We start from the raw sequence: 7,574 nt of genomic DNA, 5'->3' as shown, positions 1-7,574 counted from the left end.
AACATATTTGAATAGATGCAGCAGCGCTAGTACCTATCCTTGCGTATATTGCAGTATAAGTTATATTACCCAATGCCCAGCAAGCTTCATTTGCAAGTATAGGTAAAGTAACTTTGTTAAGCGTTATAGACAGTGATTTAGGTAATTCTAACATATCTTTAAATCTTAATTTTAATACATCAACTTTAGTGTAAATGACACCAACAACTATTAAGAACTCAACTATTCTAGCTATTAAAGTAGCAAGAGCAGCTCCTTTTATACCCATCTTAGGGGCACCTAGTAAACCAAATATTAATATTGCATTTAAAACTCCATTAACTATAAGTCCGATAAAACTTCCCAACATAGGAAGACGAGTATTGCCTATACTTCTAAGGCCAGAGGCAAAAGTAAATGTAATAGTAGTAAATAAATAACTTATTACAACTATTTTTAAATAATCAACACCGATTTTAATAACAGTAGGATCATTATTAAATATAGCCATTATCTTATTTGGCATTATAAGTCCTAAAATCATAAATACAATAGTTAAAACTAAACTATAAAATAGTGATCTAGATAAAGTCCTTTTTATATTAATAGTATCTTTTTTACCCCATAGCTGAGCTATTAAAACTCCAGAACCTATTGCTATAGCATTAGTAAGAAGAGAAAATAAGAAATAATATTGGTTTGCTATGCCTACTGATGCAAGTTCTAATTCTCCAATTTTTCCTATCATCATAGTGTCTAACATATTAAGTGATGATGTTATTAAGCTTTGCATTGCGATTGGTAATGTTATTACGAACAAACGAATGTAAAACTCTTTGTCTTTTTTGTAGTTTGACAATGTGTTAGTTATCATTTAGTACCTCCTTAGGAAAATATTTATATTATAATAAAAACACCCACTTGAAGGTTTTTTAAGTGGGTGTTCAACACTTGTATAAGATAAACTTACACAGAAATATTTAGTTTAAATTATAATTTGTAGAAATTATTTCTAATAAAACATTTAAAATTATATTATTAAAAATTAAATATGTCAACTAATATATAGATAAATTATGTGAAATTTTAAAATAAAAATTAAGTTTACACTATAATGATAAAGTAATGCCAACAATCAAAAATATACAATCTTTACAGGTAAGTTTATAGATAATTTTGCCAAAACATTATATACTATAATTAATGGGGAATTTGGTAATAAGAAAAATAGATAAGATAAAAAGGTGATTTTTATAATAAAGGAGTCATCTTTTTTTAGTTGAAAAACTTAATATTTAGTTAAATGGGGGATAAGAAGATGTTTTTAGAAAGTAAAAAGATGTTTTATGAAAATAATGAGGTAGATCCAATAGAAATTTATAAATATTTACCTAAGTTAGATTGTAAAAAGTGTAGATATCAAAGCTGCTTGTCTTTTGCTATAATGTTAGCAAAAGGTGAGGCTAATATAAATAGATGTGCACATCTTAAAGGAAATGAATATAATTTTAAAAAAGTTAAAAGTTATGTAAAAATGCATTAAGGGTATACTGGGTCTGTAAAAATTATTACGATAATGAACGTTGTATGTGGAATCTAAAAAAGCTGGCTTCTATACAATACAGAAATCAGCTTTTGATAATTTTTTAAATCTATCTTTTTTCTAGGTGCCATTGACAAAAGGTTCATTTTATTAATATACTTACTTTTTTATAGGTCAGAGTTTTTGCTTACAGTAGTTTTAAATGTATAATGGCAACGAGGACAAGTTAATTCAACATCCATAGAATTATAGCAACCAGTTGTACCATATCCAGTATATGTATTACTAATTTTAATTTCTCCAACTGAAGAATCATTTATAATATTTTCATCAGTTGGAATGTTATTAATAGAAATAAATTCACCGCAATGGGAACAAGTTAAGTCATATTTATTACTTCTTTCCATAGATATCACTCCTTTTATATTATATAATACTTCCTAAGAAATATAATTCTTTAGAAGTTATATAAATCCTTTTTATATAATGTTTTCATACTTTATTATATGAAAATATATAAGATACATACATAACTTAATATAATCTGTTATGATAGTTATTTTATTAAACATATTGAAATTATTATATAAAGTATTTTAATTATAAAAATATAGATTGTTAGAATATAGTATTTTCAGTAAATATATTTAACTAGCACAACGAGTTAATATAGTAATGTTTAATTAATAAAAATATTAATTATACTAGAAGCACCAATAACAATTCCAGATCCAGTTGTAGAGAATAGAAACAAAGTAGTTTATCAAAGATTATATATCACAATAAAACCGAATGGGTTACATTTACCTCCTATGTTAATTCCTGTATATGTGTATACGACAGAGCCATCAACAGACGGACCTAGTCTTGAATGGATAAAGATGCTAGGGTATGTAGGAGCTGGTATATGTATGATAGGGCTTGCAGCAACAGTAGGACAAGCTGCAATAGCAATCTTAGGAGCATCAGGATTTATTGGTGTACCATTATTAGGTTTTATGCGTGAAGGTGATAACACAAGGGAATAGAATAATAAGATAATAAAAAACTTCTAGAGTATAACTTTTTAACTACTAGAAGTTTTTTATTATCTTTATTTTTTTGCCTTACTAGTAACCTTACTAATAAATTCACTCTTATCTATAGATGATGAGAATATAGTAATTGGAATTATTGCCACAACACTTTTCTTTCTATGTATTACAAAAAGTTTACTATCACGTTCTATAACATAACCAATATCATCAAGTTTTACTTCTACCTTTTGATCTTTAATAGAAAGTAATAATTTTTCTTCAGTCAAAACAAGTTCTCTCTCAAATGAAATCATCTTATTTATTTTACCACTTGAATGAATTTTTTTAGATTGAGCCTTATCCATTCTCTCAGGTAAACGAAAACAATAATACCATGTAACAACTAGAATTGTAAGTACAATACATAAGAGTTGAGCAAAAGTACCTCCGCTTGACTTAATATCAAAAAATAATACTACTCCAACCATAGAAAATATAAACCAAGGCAAGAAAATTCCAAAAAATTTATATAACGTATTTATACTTCTGGTTATTTTATCTGCTTCCACGTAGTCCTCAATAGTGTTAACATATGAAAAATTCATCTATAGTCCCCCTTAAGTTGAATTAGTTTTATTTATATCATATACAAAACAGACAATTAGTACAACTAAATTCATATTTAAAGTTTACAAAATATAGAAAAAAGTTTTTTTATAAATAAGGAAATAGATAGGAGATGAAAATATGCATTTTAACAGAACTATACAGTTGAAAAGTCCGCATATGCATGGCGAAGATATAAAAGTATTTTAAAATGTATTATTTAAAAAGAGATTTGATTGTAATTAATATGAGGGCTTTAAAAAACTCAGAGTGATATTAGAGAATTAGATATGCTAAATAAGCTATATATTCCATGAATTAGGACTATATAGCTTATTTTAGTACTGAAAATTTATTAGAGGTTATTCTATAAAAAATATTAAAATATAGATTTACATTTTAATATTTGTATTCTTTATATAGATAGAAACAAAATAAACTTGATAAGAAATGAGGGATTTTATTATGACGGAAATTAAAGATCCAAAAACTGGATTGACACAGCATCAAGCTGAAGAGTTACACGAAAGATTTTTAAGTGAACCTGAGAAGTTCTTAGCAGAGAGAGAAGAACTATTAAAAGTAGCAGAAATAGAAGAAAATAAGGAAAAAACTCCAGAAGAATTAGAGTATGATGATAAATTTCACAAATGCTTAATAAAGAAGTTAAAAGAAGTAGGAAAAATAGCAGATGAAGAGGAGGTTATAGTTGGTCAGAATGGAGAAAAAGGAATACATTATGTCTTCGCAGAAATGACAGATGATGAATATGATGGAATACTTAAATTGGTCGTAGAAGAAATAGGTGAGTTTAAAGATGCTCAAACTTATAGTTCAACAACAACACCTGACTGGGATGCTCCTAATGGAACAACATATCATGGTTCTTTACCTCAATTATTTAAAGTAGATGGTAGTTACTCATCATTTGTATTACCAGTATATAAGAGTATATTTGATGATAAACCAGATACAGCAAAGCTTACAAATAGAGAGAGTTTTACAATAATAACAGGTCCTACAGGAACAACTACAAATGGTGGGAAAAAAGTTAATAGACACAAAATATCTTTATGTGCTCCAGGTGGAGGTATGATTGAAAGATTTTTAGATCAATATACTGATACTGCATCTGGTAAACTTACACCATGGACAAAGAAGAGAATAGGGGTAGTTCAATTTATAGGTACATGGAGATGTAGTTACAAGGTTTATTACTCTACAAATGGAGGACTTCCTATATATAATGGTTCTGCTAATCAAATAGGAGTGCGTGCTCCTCATGGTAAACGTGTATTAGCACAAAATGGTGCATCAGTAGGTGCTACTTATAGAAATTGGATAAGAATAGTTGGGTATGAAAGTTCTGCAAATGGAAATGTTTCAGGATTTATTCCACCTGCTGGTGACTGGAATGCAGCTAATGCATGGTTCGTCTCTACAGGTATAGAGTCTCAACCAACAACTGGATTTATTAGAGGTAACTGGTAATAAAATCAACAGGAAGGAGTAATCCTTCCTATTTTTGTTAGAATATTTATATAATAATGAACCTGTATATTTCTATTCCTTAGGTACGTTTAAATTTACTGCTTGACCATAAATATCATATATACTTATAACTTCACCTATTTCAGAAATATTATATGATAGATATTGATCTTTAGCGTTTTTGAAAAGTTTTGAGTTGTCTCCGATTGAATAAAGTTGATATCCCCAAGTTTCTAAGCAATATATTAATTTTTTTTCATTTTTACCTATAAAGCTAGATAGTATTATATTTTGCTCTTTCATTGTTTGATTCTTTGCATTCTCTAAAAAACTATCATAAGATTTTTTATACGCTATTGTTCCACCTAATGATACTATACCAACAACCGTTAAAAATATTATATAGTATTTTTTTTTATTTATTTTGTTTATAGACTTCATATTTTATTTTTCCTCCCCCAAAAAATTAAATAACTATTTTTATTATACCAAAATTTGTATAAATTCTAGAAGTGTAATATTTTTTATTTTAATTTATGTGTCAGGGTAATACTCAGTAATAATTATCATTTTGCTTTATACGATATATTTAATTGAAAGAATGTAATTTTTAATAATATCTGTAGACAATCTTTCTATGCTATAAAAAATAACCGATTTCATTGGTTTACATTTCCACTAAAAATAACTTTTTATAGTTAAGTAAAAAATAAGGAGATGATATTAATGGATTTAATGGTATTAAAAGTTCAAAATTGGCTTAATGAGACATATGGTAAATATGAGGCTTCTGGTAGATTTAATAGGGTTTTAGCCAATGGTAAAACAGGCTGGAAAACTATTTATGGTTTAAGAAGAGCTTTGCAGATTGAATTAGGTATAGAGAATACAAGTGATTCATTTGGACCCACAACATATAATTTATGCCCAAATATAAATCAAGGAGCGACAGGAAACCTTGTATATATAGTACAGGGAGGACTTTACTGTAAAGGATATAATCCAAATGGATTTGATGGTGTATATGGTAATGGAGCTTATTCGGCTGTAAAATCATTAAAAGCAGATATGGGATTTCCAAATGCATCAGGTAATATGAATAGAGATATTATGAAAGCTCTACTAGACATGAGTGCTTTCACTTTATTACCAGGTGGAACTTCAGAGATTAGAGAAATACAACAAAAATTAAATTATGATTACTATGATTACTATCAAATAAGTCCTTGTAATGGCCTGTACGATAGAGAAATGAATAAAATGTTAATTTATGGACTTCAAAAAGAAATGGGAATACCTAAAAGCAGTGCAACGGGTTCATGGGGTCCAACCACTATTTCTAAATGCCCAACTTTGAATTTAGGAGATAGTAATAATTTTGTTAAGTTAGTTAGATATGCAACTGTTTGTAATGGATATAGCGTAAATGTAAATACATCTATATATGATAAGGAGTTAGAATCTAAGCTTATTAAATTTTCACAAGATTTACTAATACCTAAAATAAATAATGTAATTGACTATCCAGTAATTAAATCATTGTTAAGTAGTAATGGAGATACATCAAGAAGTGCTAAAGGGTGTGATACAGCAACAAGGTTAGATCAAGATAAGATAAATACATTAAAAAATGAAGGATATGAAATAGTTGGTAGGTATTTAACTAATGTAGAAGGTGGAACACTTGATAAAAAAATGACTCTTGATGAAATTCAGTTAATAATAGATAATGGATTATCTATTTTCCCTATATTCCAAGAGTATGGAGCATCAAATTCAGCATTTAATTATGCAAAAGGAGTTGAGCAAGCAGAAAAGGCTATAAAGGCAGCTAAAGGTTTAAAAATACCTCATGGAACAACAATTTACTTTGCTGTAGATTATGATCCGCAGCAATCAGAGATAGAAAATTATGTTATAGATTATTTTAAAGGAATAACTGATATATTTACAAGGGAAGAATTTGTTTATGAAATAGGTGTTTATGGAAGTAGGAATGTATGTTTAAACTTAGATAGAAGTAGTATGGTATCTATTAAAAATAAATTTGTATCATCATCATCATATGGATTTAGTGGTAATCTAGGATATGTAATGCCTAAAGATTGGGCATTTGATCAATTTGCAGTTGACTTAGTTATTGGAAGTGGAGCTGGAAAACTAAGTATAGATAAGGTTGCTGTATCTGGCTTAGATAATGGTTTTAATAAGTTAATTGATATAGATATAGAAAAAGAAATGATTGAATTTGGTACAAATAAAGGTTTATTTAAAGGTTTAGGGCTTGAAATTGAGCAATTAAATCAAAGAACGGGAGCGGCATTATTATCATTTATACCTAAGATTACATTAGCTTGTGAATTATCTATGACATCTAAAGTTGTAGGTCCTGGAGTAGAAACTATAAATTTATCTATGGCTGGAACTGATATTACTAGCTCTATTTTAGGGAAATTTAATGCGGTAGGAGTTCAATTTGATAAAAGTCAAAATTTCGCGAGCTTAATGAATAGATTAATTTTGGTTCAAAATATAACTCCTAATTTAAGATATAAAGTTCAATTTTAACCATTAGGTGTAGAGGTAACATTTGAGGCATCATCATCTGTTGAAAATTCAGATGGAGTTGTAAGAACATTATATTATAGATTGATATTTAATATAGATAAGGTTGCTTGGGAAACTGCAATGATAGCAAATAAAATTCAAGTTCCTGTTGAGGCTGGACCAACAGATATATATGAAGTAGAGAAAGAATTTATAATTACTGATGCATTTGCAGCAGTAGCAGTAGTTGCAATGTCTGCTTTTATTATAAAAACAGGAGGACTAGCAGCTCCATTAGCAGCACCTTATTTTATGAAATTTATTTAGTAAAAATAGGATAATTTAAAAATGGTATATTCTAAAACAAGATAATTTCTGTGTAACATAGGAAT

At 28.0% G+C, this 7,574-nt stretch carries 9 protein-coding genes and 1 pseudogene; 6 read left to right on the top strand and 4 right to left on the bottom strand.

From position 1 onward, the window contains the following. Positions 1-853: MATE family efflux transporter (locus Q5F54_RS08345; protein WP_302334228.1), on the bottom strand; the 853-nt coding region annotated here is incomplete at its 3' end. 444 nt (positions 854-1,297) lie between these two features. Here Q5F54_RS08345 and Q5F54_RS08340 point away from each other — a divergent pair. Together Q5F54_RS08340 and Q5F54_RS13245 are read left to right on the top strand one after the other, a co-directional pair. Next, complete coding sequence (locus tag Q5F54_RS08340) at positions 1,298-1,522, top strand: (Fe-S)-binding protein (RefSeq protein WP_302334227.1); 225 nt, start codon at positions 1,298-1,300, stop codon at positions 1,520-1,522. 29 nt (positions 1,523-1,551) lie between these two features. Beyond that, positions 1,552-1,629 (top strand): annotated as a pseudogene (locus tag Q5F54_RS13245) (hypothetical protein); the annotation flags it as partial. 60 nt (positions 1,630-1,689) lie between these two features. Here Q5F54_RS13245 and Q5F54_RS08335 read toward each other — a convergent pair. Then, entirely contained in the window at positions 1,690-1,929 is a 240-nt protein-coding gene (locus tag Q5F54_RS08335) for a hypothetical protein (RefSeq protein WP_288248296.1), read from the bottom strand. Positions 1,930-2,334: 405 nt separating this feature from the next. Between Q5F54_RS08335 and Q5F54_RS08330 the strand changes: the two genes are divergently transcribed. Further along, on the top strand, positions 2,335-2,550 hold the full coding sequence (locus tag Q5F54_RS08330; protein ID WP_287938049.1) for a hypothetical protein: 216 nt from the start codon (positions 2,335-2,337) through the stop codon (positions 2,548-2,550). Positions 2,551-2,615: 65 nt separating this feature from the next. On the opposite strand, the gene Q5F54_RS08325 is transcribed toward Q5F54_RS08330, so the two are convergent. Then, on the bottom strand, positions 2,616-3,143 hold the full coding sequence (locus Q5F54_RS08325) for a hypothetical protein (RefSeq protein ID WP_288564890.1): 528 nt from the start codon (positions 3,141-3,143) through the stop codon (positions 2,616-2,618). A 466-nt stretch (positions 3,144-3,609) separates the two neighbouring features. Here Q5F54_RS08325 and Q5F54_RS08320 point away from each other — a divergent pair, with 466 nt between their 5' ends. After that, positions 3,610-4,635, top strand: coding sequence for a hypothetical protein (locus tag Q5F54_RS08320; protein ID WP_302334226.1), 1,026 nt, complete (start codon positions 3,610-3,612; stop codon positions 4,633-4,635). Between the two features lie 72 nt (positions 4,636-4,707). Here the strand turns inward: Q5F54_RS08320 and Q5F54_RS08315 are convergent, their stop codons facing one another. After that, entirely contained in the window at positions 4,708-5,076 is a 369-nt protein-coding gene (locus Q5F54_RS08315; protein ID WP_288701854.1) for a hypothetical protein, read from the bottom strand. A 285-nt stretch (positions 5,077-5,361) separates the two neighbouring features. Between Q5F54_RS08315 and Q5F54_RS08310 the strand changes: the two genes are divergently transcribed. Continuing rightward, the gene (locus Q5F54_RS08310) at positions 5,362-7,203 is read left to right on the top strand and encodes a glycoside hydrolase domain-containing protein (RefSeq protein WP_302334225.1); all 1,842 of its coding nucleotides are present in this window, start codon (positions 5,362-5,364) and stop codon (positions 7,201-7,203) included. Between the two features lie 120 nt (positions 7,204-7,323). Beyond that, on the top strand, positions 7,324-7,509 hold the full coding sequence (locus Q5F54_RS08305) for a hypothetical protein (RefSeq protein WP_302334224.1): 186 nt from the start codon (positions 7,324-7,326) through the stop codon (positions 7,507-7,509). Positions 7,510-7,574: the final 65 nt, after the last annotated feature.

Source organism: uncultured Romboutsia sp. (genome assembly GCF_958366745.1).
GTDB classification, from domain to species: domain Bacteria; phylum Bacillota; class Clostridia; order Peptostreptococcales; family Peptostreptococcaceae; genus Romboutsia; species Romboutsia timonensis.
The sequence above is the reverse complement of the archived record's forward strand: the minus strand, read 5'-3'. Positions and strand labels throughout refer to the sequence as shown.

What these genes read in the sequence shown, in the direction of transcription:
- Q5F54_RS08310 (WP_302334225.1), top strand. Translation starts at nt 5,362, where the DNA reads ATGGATTTAATGGTATTAAAAGTTCAAAATTGGCTTAATGAGACATAT.
- Q5F54_RS08320 (WP_302334226.1), top strand. Translation starts at nt 3,610, where the DNA reads ATGACGGAAATTAAAGATCCAAAAACTGGATTGACACAGCATCAAGCT.
- Q5F54_RS08335 (WP_288248296.1), bottom strand. Translation starts at nt 1,929, where the DNA reads ATGGAAAGAAGTAATAAATATGACTTAACTTGTTCCCATTGCGGTGAA.
- Q5F54_RS08325 (WP_288564890.1), bottom strand. Translation starts at nt 3,143, where the DNA reads ATGAATTTTTCATATGTTAACACTATTGAGGACTACGTGGAAGCAGAT.
- Q5F54_RS08315 (WP_288701854.1), bottom strand. Translation starts at nt 5,076, where the DNA reads ATGAAGTCTATAAACAAAATAAATAAAAAAAAATACTATATAATATTT.
- Q5F54_RS08305 (WP_302334224.1), top strand. Translation starts at nt 7,324, where the DNA reads ATGATAGCAAATAAAATTCAAGTTCCTGTTGAGGCTGGACCAACAGAT.
- Q5F54_RS08340 (WP_302334227.1), top strand. Translation starts at nt 1,298, where the DNA reads ATGTTTTTAGAAAGTAAAAAGATGTTTTATGAAAATAATGAGGTAGAT.
- Q5F54_RS08330 (WP_287938049.1), top strand. Translation starts at nt 2,335, where the DNA reads ATGTTAATTCCTGTATATGTGTATACGACAGAGCCATCAACAGACGGA.